A 14,694-nucleotide genomic window follows, 5' to 3' on the forward strand; every position below is an offset into this window, starting at 1 on the left:
GCGTTTACGGCGATATGCGCCCTGCGATTGGCAGGCCACTGGAACCTCGCTGTTACTGCGTCCCGCCGAGGGTAAGATTTGCTCGCCTAGGCTGGACGCGCGCCGGGCTTGTTTCAGGTTCGGGGGAGGGGCGCAGTGGGTATCAAGAGCATCTTCAATTTCGCGTCGCGTGACATCGCGATCGATCTCGGCACGGCAAATACCGTGGTCTACGTGAAGGGGCGCGGCATCGTGCTCCAGGAGCCGTCGGTCGTGGCCATGGAAATCCTCAACGGCGTTCGGAAGGTCCGTGCCGTTGGCGATGACGCAAAGCTCATGATGGGCAAGACGCCGGAGAACATCAAAACCATCCGGCCGCTGCGCAGCGGGGTGATCGCCGACCTCGAAGTCGCAGAGCAGATGATCAAGCACTTCCTCAGCAAGGCGCATGGCGGAGGCAGCCGCTTTTCGGGCTCGCCCGAGGTTGTGATTTGCGTCCCGTCGGGATCGACCTCTGTCGAACGCCGCGCCATCCGCGATGCGGTCTCCAACGCAGGCGCCGGCAAGGTTTCGCTGATCGATGAGCCCATGGCTGCCGCGATCGGCGCCGGTCTGCCCGTTCGCGAGCCGGTGGGCTCCATGGTCGTCGACATCGGCGGTGGCACCACCGAGGTCGGTGTCATCTCATTGCAGGGCCTCGCTTATTGCGAATCGGCGCGGGTCGGCGGCGACAAGATGGACGAAGCGATCTCCTCCTACGTGCGCCGCAACTACAACCTGCTGATCGGAGAGGGCACGGCCGAGCGCGTGAAGATGGAAATCGGCGCAGCCCGCCGGGGTGCCGGTGACGACCCGATTGCCCACGTTCGTGGCCGGGACGTCGCGCGGGGCGTTCCGAGCGAGATCACTTTGACCCAGGCACAGGTCGCAGAAGCGGTCGCGGAGCCTGTCAGCCGGATCGTTCACGTCGTCCGCTCCGCTCTCGAGCACACACAGCCGGAGATTGCGGCCGACGTCCTCGACGAAGGCATCACCATGACGGGAGGCGGATCGCTCCTGCGCGATATTGCGGGCGTGATCGCCGACGAGACCGGGCTGCCGGTTCGCGTCTCGGACGACCCGCTCAGCTGCGTGGCCCTGGGCGCGGGGATGACGCTCGAGGACGCATCATATCGCGGAGCGCTCGTGTCAGTTTGAGGCGCCGGTCTCCAGCGCTGCGATGTGCACAGGCAGCATCTTGTCCAGATAGGTGATCTGGATCGGAACGGCGCCCGGAAGCGGCAGGAACTGCTCCGGCGTGTCTGAGCTGGCTTGCGCATCATGGCCCAGCAGCCAGCGCGCGAATCGCGGCGCATCCTCCAGCCGGACGCAGCCATTGCTTAGATCGCGCTGGTCCTGAGCGAACAGATCCTTGCGGGGCGTATCGTGCAGGAAGATGCCTTCGTCGTTCGCGAAGGCGAACTTCATCCGGCCCATCGAGTTGGCCGGTCCCGGCCGCTGGCGGACGTAGACCGTCGCGGTCCCGTCGGTGACGGCGTGCCAGTCCACGTCCTCTGGCGGGAGCACTTCGGCATCGCGCTTGAAGCCGGAGACGACCTCGTAGCCGCGGTCCTTGAGGTAGCTCATGCCGGACTGCAGCACGTGCGGCGCGATGAGCGTGCGCGCCAGGTCTACCGGCACGTTCCAATATGGGTTCAGCGTCGCATAATAGATCGTGCTGCGGATCTGCGGCGTTGCCGTCGACGGCTTTCCGACAATCACCTTCATCGAATCCACGACCTGTCCGTTCTCTATCATGAAGAGGCGGGCAGACGCGGCATCCACAAGCACGAACCGGCCGTGAGACGGAATGTCCGCGGAAGCGAGCGGCGGTGCCGCTGTCGCTCCCACCGGAATTGCTAGACCGGTAGCAATTGCGGGCCTCGGAGTCGTGACGGACTGAGCCAAAGCAGTGGCGGGGACGCACGACAGCGCTACGGCAGCAACAAGCACGCTGCGCATTGAGAGCAGTTTCACGGCTTTTCTCTTCGAAATCAGTGTTTGAGCGCAAAACGCGCTTGGGGCGCCGCGGTTCAACGCAAAGTTGATCAGGCCGGGATGCGTCCCGCTTTGAACTTGTCCGCCTCGGCGCAGGCGAGGGCATCGACGCGGTCGTTTTCGGGATGGTCGCTGTGGCCCTTCACCCAGTGCCATTCGATCCGATGCGGTGCGACGGCGGCCAGCAGTTCCTGCCACAGCTCGGCATTCTTGACCGGCTTCTTGTCCGAGGTCCGCCAGCCGTTGCGCTGCCAGCCGTAGATCCACTTGGTGATGCCATCGCGGACGTAATTGCTATCCGTGAAGAGCTGGACCTGGCACGGTCGCTTGAGAGCTTCGAGGCCCTTGATCGCCGCCATCAACTCCATGCGGTTGTTGGTCGTGAGGGGCTCGCCGCCGGACAGCTCCCGCTCCTTTGCGCCCATGCGCAGGAGCGCGGCCCAGCCGCCCGGGCCCGGGTTCCCCTTGCACGCTCCGTCCGTGTAGATTTCGACCTCGGAGAGCTCCGCCACTAGGCGACGAGCTCGCGCGGGAGCTTGAAGGTCATGCGTTCGGGCGTGTGGTCCGCGATTTCTTCAGTCACGTCGAACCTTTCGCGCAGGGCATCGAGAACTTCGCGGACGAGCAGTTCGGGCGCCGAAGCGCCGGCGGTTAGACCGAGGGTCGACGGCTGACCTAGCCAATCCCAGTCGATGTCGTCTGCGCGCTCGATCAGGCGCGCGGGGACGCCCATGCGCTCGGCGACTTCGGCGAGGCGAAGCGAGTTGCTGCTGTTCGGGGCGCCGATCACCAGCATCCGGTCGCACTCGCCGGCGATCGCCTTCACCGCGGCCTGCCGGTTCGAGGTCGCGTAGCAAATGTCCTCGCTGCGCGGAGCGCGGATGTCGGGGAAGCGGGCCTTCAGCGCATCGACGACCGCTGCCGTGTCGTCGACGGACAGGGTCGTCTGCGTGAGGAAGGCGATGTTGCTGGGGTTCCCGATCTTGACGGCGTTCGCCTCCTCGACGGTCTCGATCAGGGTCATGGAGCCCGCCGGCACCTGGCCGAACGTGCCGATCACTTCCGGGTGACCAGCGTGGCCGATGAAGAGGATGTGGCGACCTTCCTCGATCAGCCGCTCGGCCTGGCGATGAACCTTGGAGACGAGCGGGCAGGTGGCATCGACAAAGGTCAGGCTGCGGTCTCGGGCCGCCGCGGGCACGGACTTGGGCACGCCGTGGGCCGAAAAGACGACCGGCCGATCGTCGGGAACTTCGTCCAGCTCATCGACGAAGACGGCGCCCAATTGCTTGAGACGCTCCACGACGAAGCGATTGTGGACAATCTCGTGGCGGACGTAGACCGGCGAGCCGAAGCGCTCGAGCGCGAGCTCGACGATCTGGATCGCGCGGTCGACGCCGGCGCAGAATCCGCGGGGCGCTGCAATCAGGACGCGCAACGCCGGCTTGGGGTTAGGCTTAGGTTCAGGCATTCGCGTGCCATGTAAGCCATCGCTTGCAGCCTTTGAAGGCGCTTCCTATGAGCAATTCGACTTGTCCAGGCCGTCAAGGAATCCAAGCCCAGTGAAGCTTCGCTACCTCCCACTGATCGTCCTCGCCCTTCTGCCGGCCTGCTCGCGAGACAAGGAGCTAATGGACGGCGGGGTCTATACGAAGCGCAATCCTTGCCCGATTCCCGGCATCACGGCCGGCACCGGCGATGTGACCCTGTTCAACCCGTCGAACAACGTGACCGCAGCGGCGATCGACGTGACCGCGACGATCACGAACCTTCGCGCCAGCTGCCACGAAGAGGGCGACCAGCTCGTTTCGACCTTGAGCTTCGACGTCGTTGCCACGCGCCGCGACCCCACCGAGGCGCGTCAGGTCGTCCTGCCATATTACGACGTCGTCCTACGCGCAGGCAGTGAAGTGACCGCCAAGCGCGTCGGCCGCGTTGGCCTGACCTTCGCGCCCGGCAGCTATCGCGCCCAGACGTCCGGCCAGGCCTATGCCCGCGTGCATCGCGGTGCGGCTGCGTTGCCGGCGGACGTCCAGCAGACTCTTAGCCGGCCACGCAAGGCCGGTGACCCGACCGCAGCAGTCGATCCTTTGACCGATCCGAAGATCCGTGAAGCGGTCGCCAATGCGACGTTCGAGCATTTGGTCGGCTTTCAGCTGACCGAACAGCAGCTCCGCTACAACGTCACTCGCTAACACGGGCCGTTGACTCAGGCCTTGGCGAACGCCAAGGCAGCCGCGTCGCCGGAGGCCTCGGTCTCCGGAAAGGCTGCGCGGGAGAGTTCGCGATTGCCCTCAATGGGTTGTCGCGGCGCCGAAGGAGCAACCGCCCCCGGAATCTCTCAGGCAAAGGGACCGCGCGCGCCTGACAGTCTGGAAAGCGTTCGCTCGCCGCAAGGCGTGGCGGACCACCGAAGGGGTAAGCCGGCTCCCGTGCCGGTGAAAGCTCTCAGGTCGCGCGACAGACGGGGGCGGTGGCTGTGGCGCTTTCGCGAGCGCAAGTCGTCGCACTCATGCCGGAGCGTGCTTGATGAGCAAGGAAGTCCACAACGGCCCGACCGACGAGACCCAGGCCCGGGGTACGCCCTATAGCGGCGATCCTGAGGGCGGCGCGGGTCTGGAGCAGCCCACTCTCGACAAGCTTCCACTGGACGAATGGCACCGGCGCCACGGCGGCCGGATGGTGCCCTTCGCCGGCTACGAGATGCCCGTCCAGTACGAAGGGATCATGGTCGAGCATCTCTGGACCCGCGAGAATGCCGGCCTGTTCGACGTCAGCCACATGGGCCAGCTGCTAGTGCACGGCAACCATGTCGATGTCGCGCTGGAGACGCTTCTACCGGGCGAACTGAAGCTGCTCGGTGACATGAAGCTCCGCTATTCGGTGCTTCTCGCCGAAGACGGCGGCATCATCGACGACCTGATGGCGACCCGCCGCGGCGAGGAATTCTACGTCGTGGTCAACGGCGCGACGAAGCACGAGGACATAGACATCCTGCAGCACCGGCTGCCGAAATATGTCGTCGTCGATCATATGCGGGAGCAGGCGCTGCTGGCGCTCCAGGGGCCGAAGGCGGCCGAAGTGCTCGAGGCCATGGCGCCCGGCGTTTCGGATCTCGGCTTCATGCAGGGTGGACCGTTTCGCGCGGGCGGCCATCCGGTCTGGATCAGCCGTTCCGGCTATACCGGTGAGGACGGATTCGAGATTTCGGTCCCCTCGGTTGCGGCACAGACGATCGCCGACTGGCTCGTAGGCGACGAGCGGGTGAAGCCGATCGGGCTTGGCGCTCGCGACTCCCTTCGCCTTGAGGCCGGTCTGCCCCTCTACGGCCACGACCTGGACCGCAGCACGACGCCGGTCATGGCGGGTCTCTCCTTCGCCATCGGCAAGCGCCGCCGCGCGGAAGGCGGCTTCTCGGGCGACATGCGCATCCTCGCCGAACTTCGGGACGGTCCCGCGCAGAAGCGCGTCGGGCTCGATGTCGAGGGTCGCCAGCCGGTGCGCGAGGGCGCTCTCATTCTCGACGGGGAAGGCAATGAAGTCGGCCGGATCACCAGCGGCGGCTTCTCGCCCTCGCTGCAGCGGCCGATCGCCATGGGCTACGTCGCAAGCCATCTCGCCGAAATGGGCACGACGCTGAAGGCCGAGCAGCGCGGAAAGCTGTTCGACGTGCGCGTCACGACGATGCCGTTCGTCCCCCACCGCTATCACCGCAAGGGAGCAAATGCATGACGGTCTACTTCACCCGCGAACATGAATGGGTCCGCGTGGACGGCGATACGGCGACGGTCGGCATTTCCGATCACGCGCAGGAGGCTTTGGGTGACATCGTTTTCGCCGAAGTGCCCGAGGCCGGGCGCACGCTCGCGAAGGGGCAGGAAGCGGCGGTCGTCGAATCGGTGAAGGCAGCTTCGGACGTCTACTCGCCGGTCGCGGGCGAAGTGACCGAAGGCAACCAGGCGGTCGCCGACGATCCCGCGCTGATCAACCGCGATCCCGAAGGCGAAGGTTGGTTCTTCAAGCTGCGCCTCGACAATCCGGGAGAGCTTGAGGAACTCATGGGCGAGGCGTCCTACCGCGAGTGGGTGAAGACGCTCTGACCGAAATAGCCGCCTCGACCAGCAGCTGGGACGCTGCGGACTATGCCCGGATCGGACGGTTCGTCTCCGATCTGGGGGAGGCCGCGCTGGATCTGCTCGACCCGCAGCCGGGCGAGCGGATCCTCGACGTCGGCTGCGGCGACGGCGCGCTGACCCACAAGATCATCGAGCGCGGTGCCGAGGTGATCGGGGTCGACAATTCGCCCGAACTGGTGGCCGCAGCGCGCGCTATCGGCATCGAAGTGCTAGAGATGGACGCAGCGGACATGACGTTCGCTGCCGAGTTCGATGCGGCCTTCACCAACGCGGCGCTGCACTGGATGCTCGACAAGGAGCGCGTTGCTCGCGCCACGTTCCAGGCGCTGAAGCCTGGCGGCCGCTTTGCGGGCGAGATGGGCGGCGAGGGCAATCTGCGCCGGCTTCGCGAGGCGCTCGATGCGGAGCTCGTCGCTCGTGGCTACCCGCCGCCGCTCGAATCCTCGAACTGGTATCCGTCGGTCGAAGAGTTCGCCGACATCTACGAGGCTGCCGGATTCGACGAGATCGATGCCCGGCTGATCGAGCGCCCAACGCCGCTGCCCAATGGGGTGGGGCAGTGGGTTACGACCTTTCGCCGCGGCTGGCTTGATCGCGCCGGCGTCCCGCAAGAGGACCGCGCCGACATTGCGCAAGCCGTCGCCGAGACCGTCGCTTCCGACAATGCCGATTACGTGCGCCTTCGCTTCATCATGAGGAAGCCGAAGTGATCTGGCTTGCGATGTTCGCGCCAATCGAGCTGGCGCCCGCTCCGGCGCCGCCGGTCGCGACGACGATCGCCGCCATCCGGTCCGATCCGCAGAAGTTTAACGGGCGAACCGTACGGCTGCAGGGCTGGGTGAACTCCTGCCGCTCGTTGTCGTGCGCCATCGATGAGCGCCCGGCCTCGGATCCCGAGGGTGCGGGAGAGCATCTTTCGATCGCGACCGATGCGAAGTTCGACCAGACGATCCAGCCGCTTTTGCCGACCTACGTCGAATTCGACGCACGCTTCGACTCCGGCTGCGTCGTCCAAGTCTGCCTCGACCGCGCGCCCGACCTCACCGTGGTGAGCCTGCGCTCGGTCGTTTCCACTGAACCCCCGCCTTTCGAGAATTAGGATGCGATACCTTCCACTTTCCGAAGCCGACCGCGGCGAGATGCTGCAAGCCGTCGGGGCCTCCGCCATCGACGATCTCTTTTGCGACGTCCCGGCGGATGCGCTGCTTGCCGGACCGATAGCCGAGCTTCCGGCTCATGCGTCCGAGCTTGCCGTGGAGCGCCAACTGACGGCGCTGTCGCGCAAGAACCTTGCCGCCGGCGAGGTGCCGTTCTTCCTCGGCTGCGGCGCCTACAAGCACCACATCCCGGCGAGCGTCGATCATATCATTCAGCGCGGGGAATTCCTGACGGCCTACACGCCGTATCAGCCGGAAATCGCTCAGGGCACGCTGCAGGTGCTCTTCGAATTCCAGACGCAGGTCGCGCGCCTCCTCGGCTGTGAGGTCGCCAACGCCTCGATGTACGACGGCTCGACGGCTTGCTGGGAAGCGATCGTCATGGCGCGGCGGATCACGAGGCGGACGAAGGCGATCCTCTCGTCGGGCTTGCACCCGCATTACGTCAGCGTCGCGAACACGATGGCGAAGTTCACGGGCGACGTTCTCAACACGTCGCTGCCCGAGCTGAACGCCGCAACTGACGCCGACAAGCTGATTGCAGCCATCGACGGCGAAACGAGCGCGGTCGTCGTCCAATACCCGGACATTCTCGGTCGGATTACCGACCTGACTCCGATCGCCGAAGCTGCTCACGCAAATGGCGCTTTGCTCATCGCAGTGGTGACGGAGCCCGTCGCGCTCGGCCTGATCCGCTCGCCGGGCGAAATGGGCGCGGACATCGTGGTCGGCGAGGGCCAATCTATCGGCGTCGGGCTGCAGTTCGGCGGGCCGTACGTCGGTCTGTTCGCCACCCGCGAGAAATACGTTCGCCAGATGCCCGGCCGCCTCGCGGGCGAGACGGTCGATGCCGAGGGGAAGCGCGGCTTCGTGCTGACGCTCTCGACGCGCGAGCAGCATATCCGCCGCGAAAAGGCGACGTCGAACATCTGCACCAACTCCGGCCTCTGCGCTTTAGCGTTCTCGGTCCACATGAGCCTGCTCGGCGAGAAGGGGCTGCGGCAGCTCGCTCAGTTGAATCACGCGCGCGCGTGCGAGGTCGCGGACCGGCTGGCGGCGATCCCGGGCGTTCGGCTGGTCAACGACAGCTTCTTCAACGAATTCACGATCGAGCTGCCCGTCGAGGCTCGCCCCGTCGTTCGTCACCTTGCCGACAACGGCATCCTGGGCGGCGTTTCGCTCGGCCGTCTCTATCCGGGCGCCGATGCGCTTCAGAACGGGCTAGTCATCGCGGTCACCGAGACCGCGACCGACGAGGATATCGACGCCCTGGAAGCGGGCCTGAAGGAGGTGTGCAAGTGACCGTCAATCCTTCAGGCTGGCGGCCGTCGACTCGCGCGAACGAGCAGGGCGAAATGCAGACCGTGACCGGCAATCGGGCGCTGATGCTCGAAGAGCCGCTGCTGTTCGAGATCGGCTCGACCGAGCAGACCGGCGTCGACTTCCCCGAGTTCAAGGCGAACGCGGGCCGCCTCGGCGATCTGGAGCGCCATCGCGGTATCGGCTTGGCCGGGCTCAGCGAGCCGGAAGCCGTGCGGCACTACACGCGGCTTTCGCGCCAGAATTACGCGATCGACCTCGGGCTCTTCCCGCTCGGATCGTGCACCATGAAGCACAACCCGCGGCTCAACGAGAAGGTCGCGCGACTCCCGGGCTTTGCGGACGCGCACCCGCTGCAGCCGATCGACAGTGTCCAGGGTGCGCTCGAGCTGATCGATCTGGTCGGCAACTGGCTGACGACGCTCACGGGCATGCCGGCGGTGGCCATGAGCCCGAAGGCGGGGGCGCATGGCGAGCTGTGCGGCCTGCTCTGCATTCGCGCGGCGCTCGAAGCGCGCGGCGATGCACGCGAGGTCGTGCTTGTTCCGGAGAGCGCTCACGGGACGAACCCGGCAACGGCGGCCTTCGCCGGCTATCGCGTTGAGAACATCCCCGCGAACAAGGCGGGCCGCGTCGACCTCGAAGCGCTGAAGACCCGGCTGGGGCCGGACGTCGCGGCGGTGATGATCACTAATCCGAACACGTGCGGCCTGTTCGAGCCGGACATGAAGGCGATCAGCGACGCGGTGCATGCGGCCGGTGCATTCGTCTATTGCGACGGAGCCAACTTCAACGCGATCGTCGGCAAGGTCCGTCCGGGCGACCTCGGCGTGGACGCGATGCACATCAACCTGCACAAGACTTTCTCCACACCGCACGGCGGTGGCGGTCCGGGTGCGGGTCCGGTCGTTCTCAGCGCCGCGCTAGCGCCCTTCGCTCCGCTCCCGTTCGTGGAGAAGCAGGGTGATCGCTTCGTCCTCGTCGAAGAAGAGACGGCCGAAGAGCATCACGCGCAGAGCTTCGGGCGCATGGTCGCGTTCCATGGGCAAATGGGCATGTTCACACGCGCGGCATCCTACATGCTGAGCCATGGCTCGGACGGTCTTCGGCAGGTTGCGGAGGATGCGGTTCTCAACGCGAACTACATCCTGCGCTCGCTCGAGGACCTGCTGGATGCGCCGTTCGGCCCGAGCGGCCCTTGCATGCACGAGGCTCTCTTCTCCGATCGCGGCTTCGGCGAGGGGCTCAGCACGCTGGATCTCGCCAAGGCACTGATCGACGAGGGTTTCCATCCGATGACCATGTATTTCCCCTTGGTGGTGCATGGCGCGATGCTCGTCGAGCCGACCGAGACGGAATCGAGGGCGAGCCTCGACCAGTTCATCGCCGCGTTCCGCTCGATCGCCGAGCGGGCCAAGGCGGGGGACGAAAGACTGAAGGCTGCCCCGGTCTATGCGCCGCGGCGCCGCCTCGACGAGACGCTCGCCGCGCGCAAGCCGGTGCTGGTCTACAAGGACGCGGAGCCGGCCCAAGCGGCGGAGTAGGTGGGCGACCGGCGCTTCTACGAAGCTCCCGCCGGGAGCCAGGCGCGCCGCTCCGCTCCTGCAGCGCTCCGCAATCGCGAGCCGATTGCGGATGTGCTTCGTCAATGGTTACCGGAGAGCGGTACCGTACTCGAAGTCGCGAGCGGGACCGGCGAACACGCGGTGTATTTCGCGGAACGCTTCCCCGGCCTCGATTGGCAGGCGAGCGACACGCATCCGGACGCGCTCGCATCGCTCGCCGCGCGGCGGAATGAAGCTGCCCTGCCGAACCTGCTTGCGCCTGTCGTCATCGATGCCTCGCAGGCCGACTGGCCTGTCGACCGTGCCGATGCCGTGCTCAACATCAACATGGCGCACATCAGCCCTTGGAGCGCTTCGCTCGGCTTGATCGCGGGCGCGACACGCGTGCTGGAGACGGGTGGTCCGTTGATCCTCTACGGGCCGTGGCTGAAGGACGACCTCGAGACCGCCCCATCGAACGTCGCGTTCGACGCCGAGCTGAAGCGCCGCGATTCTGCATGGGGCCTTCGCCGCGTCGAAGATTTCGCGGACGCGGCATCGCGCGCCGGTTTCGTTCTGGCCCAAACCCGCCAAATGCCCGCCAACAACCTCATGCTGCTGTTCAGGCTGACGAATTCGCCTCGCACTTAAGCAAAGCTTTACCTCGCTCGTTTATCTCGATGCGCATGGACGCTAGCAACTGTCAGAATCGGCGATCGCGTCGTTCTCAGGTCCTGCTTACGGCAGAGATCGAGCACGCGGGTGCGACCCAATCGGTGAAACTCCGCAACATGTCTGCGGACGGCGCGCTTGTGGAAAGCAAGTCGCTGCCGATCGAAGGCACGCCGGTGGTGTTCTGCCGCAAGGAATTGTGCGTCCAAGGCAAGGTCGTCTGGGTGAACGGCAGTTTCGCCGGCATCGCCTTCAATTCGAAGCTGAACCCGGAAGAAGTGCTTCGGCACATTCCGCAGCCCCGGCCGAAGATTCAGCCGCGTGCATACCGTCCAGGTTTCACGCCTCGGTCGATGACCTCCGAACAGCAGCGCCTGGCGGAAAGCTGGATCTGGAGCCCGGGCGCGAATCGCCCAGGCGAGTGAACTAACCGGCGGCGCGCAGCAGCTCGCGTTGCGATTGAAGCCAGTCGACCAATTCCCTGAGGGCAAGAAGCCGACTGAAGGTGATCCCGTAGCAGGAGCCTTCGCGCCAGCGGATGACGCCCGGCTGCGGGCGCAGACCGGGAATCGCCACGACCACTTCCGAACCAATCGGCAGACTGCTGTTCGATTCGACCTTGAGGCCGCCCTGTGAAATGTCGTGCGCGCGCATGCCGTAGACTTGCGCGCCGAGCCTGATCGAGGCGATGCAGCGCACTTCGACGCGCGGCATGCGCGGGCGCGGACCGTCCATAGAGTTCGCGAGAAGCTCGACGACGTCGATGCGCTTGTCGAACTCCACGCCGGCGGAACCGTCCTGGATCCAGCTGACACGGCCCGAGATCTGCTCCCCGCGCTTCAGCTCGACGGAAACGCGCATGTCTTGCGTCAGCGGGCAATAAGCGCGGATCATCATGCCGCCGGCAGAGATGTTCTTGATTAGGCAAAGCTCGCGGCGGTCGCCGATGTTGAGCGAACCGACGCGGAAGAGCGTCAGGTGGCGCTCATCGTCGCGACGTTCCGCGGGTTCCGGCGTATGCTCGGAGAACGAGTACAGAGTGGTCTCGACCGGTTGTTTCTGCACTCGTCGCTCCGCCCCATATCTCTCCCGAGCACATCATCGATATCGGTTGGCCCTTACCAGATCGTTGACCTTTGCACCGGCTTGGACCGTTCGTCGCAAATCAGCCTTGAGGCCGTTGCTGGTCCGCGTTCTGTCTCCGGAAGAAGCCCGGCGGCGGAAGGAACAGCTTCCGGATCGAGATCGAGATCGTCCGGCCCAGCGGATCGAGCAGATCTGCCTGATAGTTATTCGGCACTTGTCCCGCCTGGTCGCGAACGCGCGGCCGCGAGTTGAACAGGTTCGTGACCTCGAACCGAACCGATGAGCCGCGCAGCCAGGGATGCTTCGACACGAGGTCGAAGCGCTCGCCGAGGTTCGCGAATAATCGAACGTCGAACGTCGCCAGCGGCGAGAAGTCAAGATCGCTTCCGGTCAGGCTGTCGACATGGGTGCCGCCGCGCCAGTTGGCGGAAAGGCGCGCACCAAGGCCGTTGTTGAAATAACCTGCCTGGGTTTCAACCTGGTGCCGTGGACGGCCCCCCGTCGACCCCAACGCATCGCCATGAAGATAGTCCAGCTTCGGAAGTCCTGGCCGGATGGTGACTTCGTCGACCAGGGTGATCGTGTCGGTCACCGAGAACTGAAGACGTCCGCCCTGCCGACCGCCGCCGAAGCGGCCGAAACCACCTCCGCCACCGCCACCGCCAGGACCGAAGCCGCCACCGGCAGGACCACCGCCCGGTGGGGGTCCGCTCTCCGGTCCAGGGCCGCCAAGGGGTCCACCCTCCGGCGGTGGCGGAGGAGCAACGCCTTGCGTGCGACCACCCGCGGCAGCCCGTTGCGCGCGGAAGCGGTCGATCGCTGCCTGCGACGGGCGTGCGGACTTCAGCGGCTTGGAGAAGTCGAAACCCAGCCGGATCGTATCCCGGCGTGACTCGTCATAATTCACCGGCCGGAAATCGACACTGACCAGCTGGCCGGACGCGTCGCGGATGAAACGATCGGGGAAGGCGGCCTCGAGCTCGGCGGTGATGCCGGGGAAGCTCGCCACCACATTGTCGATCGTCTGGTGAACATATTCGGCGCGAAGCCGGAGGTCCGTCTTCTCCCACGGCTTCCAGTTGCCGCCGAACTTCAGGACATTGCGCTTGTCGGCAAGCAGATCCGGGTTTCCGCCGCTGATTGCCGTGACCTCGACCGTCTCACCGGTCGTGAAATCGAACACGCGCGTGTCGGGCGTGAAGATAATCGGGTCGCCAAGCTGCTGGATGGTCGGCGGCCCTTCCTCGCGGGTCCAGCTCACGAGGAAGTTGAGGCGGTCCACGGGAGACCAGTTCGCGCCCGCACCAAGCACGGTCAGCGTCCCGAAGTCCGAGAGCTGGTCGACTTCCGCATTGGCGTTCAGCGTGAGGTTGCCCAGCGCGCTGAAGTCACGGTTGCGACGTGAAATCGGAAGGTCGACATTGGCGGCGAGATTGCCTTGCGTCCGGCCGAGATCGTTCGACGCGGAGATCCCCTGGATGCGGTTCTCATTGTCGAGGTGAAGCGTGCTACCGCCTGCGTTGACCGTGATGTTCGCGTCTCCCGCGGGCAGTGAGACCAGCGGACCGTTGGCCATCAGGTTGATGTCCGCCGAGGTTGAGACGGATTCTGCACGATTGCGCGGGTCGCCCTCGTCGAGACGGTCGCTGTACGTCACCGCCCGGCCGACGTCGCCGTTGCCAGTTGCCGACAGGTGCCACTTTCCCTTGTCGCCATTGAGCGAGAAGCCGAGATGGCCGGTGGCGTTGCTGATGTTCCGAACAAGCGGTTCGAGCGCGACGTCCGACAGGCCGAACAGCGACCGACCCTCGTTGTACTGCACTTCCGCATTCAGCGTGCCACTGGCGTCGCCGAGGACGGTGCGGTTGATCGTCTCCGTCCCGCGGATGAGCTTTTTCGACCCGACCAACGTACGGGCCGAGCGATCGTCGGGCCCATTCGGATCTTCGAGCTCGATGTCGCGCTCGCTCTCCTTGAGCGACGTGTTGCCCTCGGCATGAATGTTGGTCGTTGTCCGACCGGCCTTGTTGATGGCAAGCCGGGTCACGTCCGCGACTCCGCCGAAATTGCCGCCTTCGGTCGGCACGGTTCCGTCGAGCCGCGTCGCCGTCGAATGGAAGCGCTCGCGAAGGACGATGTTCACGACGCGCTGGTCGGCGCGATAGCCGTACTTGAGCGCGACCTCCTCCGGCAGGATGTCGAGCCGCTCGATCGCCTCGGGCGGGATGTCCCGGATCTCGCGGAAGCCGGAAATGCGCTTGCCGTTGAGCAGAAGCACGGGAGCCTCACCGCCGCGACCGCGGGCGCTTCCGATCTGCGGCGCCAGGGCGTCCAGGAGCTCCAACAGGTCCGTCGCGCCCGTTGCGCGTATGTCGCGCGGGCCGAGCTGGTTCTCCGGCGGGATGTCCCCGATGACCGATCCGCGCCGCACGCCAGTGACGACGATCTCGCCGCCTTCCGCATAGGGATCCTCTTCAGGGGCTGCCGCAGGAGGCGCCTGCTGTTCGGATCCCTGCGCGGGAGCTTGGGTCGATGTTTCCTCGGTGGGAGGAGTTTGGGCCTGGCTCTGCGTAGCGGTCTGGGTCTGCGCGAACGCGGGAGTGGAAATGGCGACGCAGAACGCGAGCGCTGCCGAGGTTTGGAACAGCAGTTGTTTATCGAGGTTCATGCCCGCCCGGTCGTCCAAGGTCCCTTAACGTCGGATGACCTATCGCGATCCTTCGACGGACGGCAGTTATCGTCCGATAGAGAGGCGAAACTCTC

General features: G+C 65.5%; 15 protein-coding genes and 2 riboswitches. Of the genes, 10 read left to right on the forward strand and 5 right to left on the reverse strand.

All coding sequences use genetic code 11. The features are described 5' to 3' along the window. Positions 1 to 135: 135 nt before the first annotated feature. Positions 136 to 1,176, forward strand: coding sequence for a rod shape-determining protein (locus tag LZ016_RS03085; protein WP_366512878.1), 1,041 nt, complete (start codon positions 136 to 138; stop codon positions 1,174 to 1,176). Here LZ016_RS03085 and LZ016_RS03090 read toward each other — a convergent pair. The 3 genes from LZ016_RS03090 to ispH form a co-directional block, all read right to left on the reverse strand. Beyond that, complete coding sequence (locus LZ016_RS03090) at positions 1,168 to 1,869, reverse strand: L,D-transpeptidase family protein (RefSeq protein ID WP_241445787.1); 702 nt, start codon at positions 1,867 to 1,869, stop codon at positions 1,168 to 1,170. The two genes, LZ016_RS03085 and LZ016_RS03090, sit on opposite strands and share 9 nt — an antisense overlap. A 197-nt stretch (positions 1,870 to 2,066) precedes the next feature. Then, positions 2,067 to 2,528 (reverse strand): ribonuclease HI, encoded by a 462-nt coding sequence (gene rnhA / locus LZ016_RS03095; RefSeq protein ID WP_241445788.1) that lies wholly within the window; start codon positions 2,526 to 2,528, stop codon positions 2,067 to 2,069. Then, positions 2,528 to 3,487, reverse strand: a complete 960-nt coding sequence (gene ispH, locus LZ016_RS03100) for a 4-hydroxy-3-methylbut-2-enyl diphosphate reductase (RefSeq protein WP_241445789.1) — start codon at positions 3,485 to 3,487, stop codon at positions 2,528 to 2,530. Before ispH ends, rnhA begins: the two co-directional genes overlap by 1 nt. Positions 3,488 to 3,578: 91 nt before the next feature. On the opposite strand from ispH, the gene LZ016_RS03105 reads away from it, so the two are divergent. The 9 genes from LZ016_RS03105 (at position 3,579) to LZ016_RS03145 (ending at position 11,270) form a co-directional block, all read left to right on the forward strand. Next, positions 3,579 to 4,211 (forward strand): hypothetical protein, encoded by a 633-nt coding sequence (locus tag LZ016_RS03105; protein ID WP_241445790.1) that lies wholly within the window; start codon positions 3,579 to 3,581, stop codon positions 4,209 to 4,211. 68 nt (positions 4,212 to 4,279) lie between these two features. Further along, a riboswitch (glycine riboswitch) is annotated at positions 4,280 to 4,383 on the forward strand. A gap of 1 nt (position 4,384) precedes the next feature. Further along, a riboswitch (glycine riboswitch) is annotated at positions 4,385 to 4,484 on the forward strand. A 61-nt stretch (positions 4,485 to 4,545) separates the two neighbouring features. Continuing rightward, positions 4,546 to 5,748 (forward strand): glycine cleavage system aminomethyltransferase GcvT, encoded by a 1,203-nt coding sequence (gene gcvT / locus LZ016_RS03110; protein ID WP_241445791.1) that lies wholly within the window; start codon positions 4,546 to 4,548, stop codon positions 5,746 to 5,748. After that, on the forward strand, positions 5,745 to 6,116 hold the full coding sequence (gene gcvH / locus LZ016_RS03115; protein ID WP_241445792.1) for a glycine cleavage system protein GcvH: 372 nt from the start codon (positions 5,745 to 5,747) through the stop codon (positions 6,114 to 6,116). Before gcvT ends, gcvH begins: the two co-directional genes overlap by 4 nt. After that, entirely contained in the window at positions 6,098 to 6,862 is a 765-nt protein-coding gene (locus LZ016_RS03120) for a class I SAM-dependent methyltransferase (protein WP_241445793.1), read from the forward strand. The genes gcvH and LZ016_RS03120 overlap by 19 nt, the downstream gene beginning before the upstream one ends. Continuing rightward, complete coding sequence (locus LZ016_RS03125) at positions 6,859 to 7,251, forward strand: hypothetical protein (RefSeq protein ID WP_241445794.1); 393 nt, start codon at positions 6,859 to 6,861, stop codon at positions 7,249 to 7,251. Before LZ016_RS03120 ends, LZ016_RS03125 begins: the two co-directional genes overlap by 4 nt. A gap of 1 nt (position 7,252) precedes the next feature. Next, positions 7,253 to 8,611 (forward strand): aminomethyl-transferring glycine dehydrogenase subunit GcvPA, encoded by a 1,359-nt coding sequence (gene gcvPA / locus LZ016_RS03130; protein ID WP_241445795.1) that lies wholly within the window; start codon positions 7,253 to 7,255, stop codon positions 8,609 to 8,611. Positions 8,612 to 8,664: 53 nt separating this feature from the next. Further along, positions 8,665 to 10,173: an aminomethyl-transferring glycine dehydrogenase subunit GcvPB gene (gene gcvPB, locus LZ016_RS03135; RefSeq protein ID WP_241447435.1), complete on the forward strand. Its 1,509-nt coding sequence runs from the start codon at positions 8,665 to 8,667 to the stop codon at positions 10,171 to 10,173. After that, entirely contained in the window at positions 10,174 to 10,824 is a 651-nt protein-coding gene (locus LZ016_RS03140) for a DUF938 domain-containing protein (protein WP_241445796.1), read from the forward strand. Positions 10,825 to 10,859: 35 nt separating this feature from the next. Continuing rightward, on the forward strand, positions 10,860 to 11,270 hold the full coding sequence (locus tag LZ016_RS03145) for a PilZ domain-containing protein (RefSeq protein ID WP_241445797.1): 411 nt from the start codon (positions 10,860 to 10,862) through the stop codon (positions 11,268 to 11,270). A 1-nt stretch (position 11,271) separates the two neighbouring features. On the opposite strand, the gene LZ016_RS03150 is transcribed toward LZ016_RS03145, so the two are convergent. Together LZ016_RS03150 and LZ016_RS03155 are read right to left on the reverse strand one after the other, a co-directional pair. After that, a complete protein-coding gene (locus LZ016_RS03150; protein WP_241445798.1) occupies positions 11,272 to 11,910 on the reverse strand; it encodes a PilZ domain-containing protein in 639 nt (212 codons plus the stop codon). Positions 11,911 to 12,010: 100 nt separating this feature from the next. Further along, a complete protein-coding gene (locus LZ016_RS03155; RefSeq protein ID WP_241445799.1) occupies positions 12,011 to 14,599 on the reverse strand; it encodes a TonB-dependent receptor in 2,589 nt (862 codons plus the stop codon). Positions 14,600 to 14,694 lie beyond the last annotated feature (95 nt).

Source organism: Sphingomonas telluris (assembly GCF_022568775.1).
In the GTDB taxonomy this organism is placed as follows: domain Bacteria; phylum Pseudomonadota; class Alphaproteobacteria; order Sphingomonadales; family Sphingomonadaceae; genus Sphingomicrobium; species Sphingomicrobium telluris.

Bases quoted from the DNA above. Each gene is read 5' to 3' on its own strand.
- ispH (WP_241445789.1), bottom strand. From the start codon at position 3,487: ATGCCTGAACCTAAGCCTAACCCCAAGCCGGCGTTGCGCGTCCTGATT.
- gcvT (WP_241445791.1), top strand. From the start codon at position 4,546: ATGAGCAAGGAAGTCCACAACGGCCCGACCGACGAGACCCAGGCCCGG.
- gcvH (WP_241445792.1), top strand. From the start codon at position 5,745: ATGACGGTCTACTTCACCCGCGAACATGAATGGGTCCGCGTGGACGGC.
- gcvPA (WP_241445795.1), top strand. From the start codon at position 7,253: ATGCGATACCTTCCACTTTCCGAAGCCGACCGCGGCGAGATGCTGCAA.
- gcvPB (WP_241447435.1), top strand. From the start codon at position 8,665: ATGCAGACCGTGACCGGCAATCGGGCGCTGATGCTCGAAGAGCCGCTG.
- LZ016_RS03145 (WP_241445797.1), top strand. From the start codon at position 10,860: ATGGACGCTAGCAACTGTCAGAATCGGCGATCGCGTCGTTCTCAGGTC.
- LZ016_RS03155 (WP_241445799.1), bottom strand. From the start codon at position 14,599: ATGAACCTCGATAAACAACTGCTGTTCCAAACCTCGGCAGCGCTCGCG.